Raw genomic sequence first — 2,201 nt, forward strand, 5'->3', positions numbered from 1 at the left:
TGTCAGGCGACACCGTAAATTGACCCCCTAGCGACACGAGGAACTGACCCCCTCGTTCGCAAGGAGGCCATCGTTGGAAACGAAGCACATTGAGGTAGATCCTGTGCGCCGTGTGGTTTGCGGAGTGCAGGAGATGTTGGAGCCGGAAGCGATCACGACGATCGTTCGCTTGGGGCAGTCGGGGTGGGGCGCGAAGCGGATCGCCAGGACGTTGGGCGTCGCGCGCAACACGGTGCGGCGATATCTGAACGCGGGTGGGCCGGTGCCGTATAAGCGGCCACAGCGCACCGGCGTTTTGGTCGGTCATGAAGCATGGCTGCGGGAGCGCTTCCTGCAGCACCGGGGTAACTGCGACGTGGTGCGTCAGCAGTTGAGCAAGGAGCTTGGGATCGACACGAGCCTGCGCACGGTCGAGCGCGCGTGCCGAGGGTTCCGCCAGGAACTCGAAGCGAGTCGCCGTGCGACGATCCGCTTCGAGACCGCGCCGGGTGAGCAAATGCAGATCGACTTTGGGCAGACGCGCGTGATGATCGGCGGCGAGTCGGTACGGGTGTTCCTCTTTGTGGCCACACTGGGCTACTCACGCAAGGGGTTTGCCTGCGCATTCCGCCACGAGCGCCAAAGCGCCTGGTTCGCTGGCATCGAGGCGGCGTTCGCCCACTTCGGCGGACGGCCGCAGACGCTCCTCATCGACAATGCCAAGGCACTGGTCGACAAGCACGACACGCCCACGCGCCAGGTTCGGCTCAACAGCCGCTTTGAGGCGTTCTGCCGCCACTGGGACATCGCAGCCCGGGCGTGCGCGCCGTTTCGCGCCCGCACCAAGGGCAAGACCGAGAACGGCGTGGGCTACGTGAAGAACAACGCCATCGCCGGTCACGCCTTCGAGAGCTGGGCGGCGATGCAGGCGCACCTGGCGCGCTGGCAGCGCGAGGTGGCCGATGTGCGCATCCACGGCACGACGGGCGTCACGCCCGCTGAGCGCTTCGAGTTGGAGCGTGCGCATCTGCGCCCGATCGCCGGCATCGCCCCCTTCCTGCAGGTGCGCGAGCTCGTGCGCCGGGTCAATGCCGAGGGCTGCATCGAACTGGACACCAACGCCTACAGCGTGCCGTGGCGCTTGATCGGCGAGACGGTGACAGTCATCGTCAGCGCCGACACGGTGGTGGTCGAGTACGCCGGTGAGGAAGTGGCCCGCCACGCGCAGCTGCGCGGCAGTCGCGGGCGCAGCATCGAGCGTAGCCATCTGCTGGGTGGGTCACCGCCGCCGGCCGCAATCGAAGTGCCGCCGCCCACCGATGCGCTGCTGCGTCCGTTGGCCGAATACGAAGCGCTCGTCGGAGGAGGCTGGTGATGATCGATACCGACCGACTCGACGAACTGCTCACCCGGCTGCGGCTGACGGCAATTCGCGATCAGCTCGACAGCCTGCTCGACGAAGCCGGCCGGGCGCAGATGACGCTGCGCGAGGCGCTGCTGTTCCTGGCTGAGCGCGAGGTCGCCCGGCGCGACACGCGGCGCATCCAGATGGGCATGAAGCTCGCCCGCTTCCCGTGCGTGCGCACGCTCGACGGCTTCGACTTCGACGCCCAGCCCTCGATCGATCCGGGGCAGATCCGGGATCTGGCCACCGGGCGCTGGATCGGCCACGGTCAGGCCTTGTTGCTGCTCGGCCCGCCCGGCGTGGGCAAGACGCACCTGGCGATTGCCCTCGGGCGCGAAGCGGTGGATCGCGGCTACACGGTGCTCTTTACCTCGGCGGCGGCGCTGATGGCCGGGCTGACGAAGGCGCACGCCGATGGCCGGCTCGAGGAGAAGCTGTTGCAGCTCTCCAAGCCCAAGCTGCTGATCATCGATGAACTGGGCTACCTGCCACTTGAGCCGGCGGCCGCGCACCTGTTCTTCCAGCTCGTGTCGCGGCGCTATGAGCGGGCCAGCATGCTGATCACCAGCAACCGGCCGGTTGGCGAATGGGGGCAGGTGTTTGGCGACGCGGTCGCCGCCACCGCCATCCTCGATCGGCTGCTGCACCACAGCCAGGTCATCACGATCCGGGGCGACAGCTATCGGCTGCGCGACAAGCGCCGCAGCGGCCTTCTGCACAAGGCCGCTGCCCCCACCCCGATCACGTCAGAGAGTTGATTAACCCGGGGGTCAATTCCAGATGTCGTCAGGGGGTCAAATCTTCGTGTCGCTTGACA

Annotated in this window: 2 protein-coding genes; both read left to right on the plus strand. The window is 67.2% G+C overall.

The features are described 5' to 3' along the window. Window positions 1-133 precede the first annotated feature (133 nt). A complete protein-coding gene (gene istA, locus IRZ12_RS17375) occupies window positions 134-1,354 on the plus strand; it encodes an IS21 family transposase (protein ID WP_211669397.1) in 1,221 nt (406 codons plus the stop codon). Beyond that, window positions 1,354-2,142, plus strand: coding sequence for an IS21-like element helper ATPase IstB (gene istB / locus IRZ12_RS17380; RefSeq protein WP_211669398.1), 789 nt, complete (start codon window positions 1,354-1,356; stop codon window positions 2,140-2,142). Before istA ends, istB begins: the two co-directional genes overlap by 1 nt. Window positions 2,143-2,201 lie beyond the last annotated feature (59 nt).

It is taken from the genome of Pigmentiphaga sp. (genome assembly GCF_019689535.1).
In the GTDB taxonomy this organism is placed as follows: domain Bacteria; phylum Pseudomonadota; class Gammaproteobacteria; order Burkholderiales; family Burkholderiaceae_B; genus Pigmentiphaga.

Coding starts and splice junctions, on each gene's coding strand:
- istB (WP_211669398.1), top strand. CDS start 1,354: ATGATCGATACCGACCGACTCGACGAACTGCTCACCCGGCTGCGGCTG.
- istA (WP_211669397.1), top strand. CDS start 134: ATGTTGGAGCCGGAAGCGATCACGACGATCGTTCGCTTGGGGCAGTCG.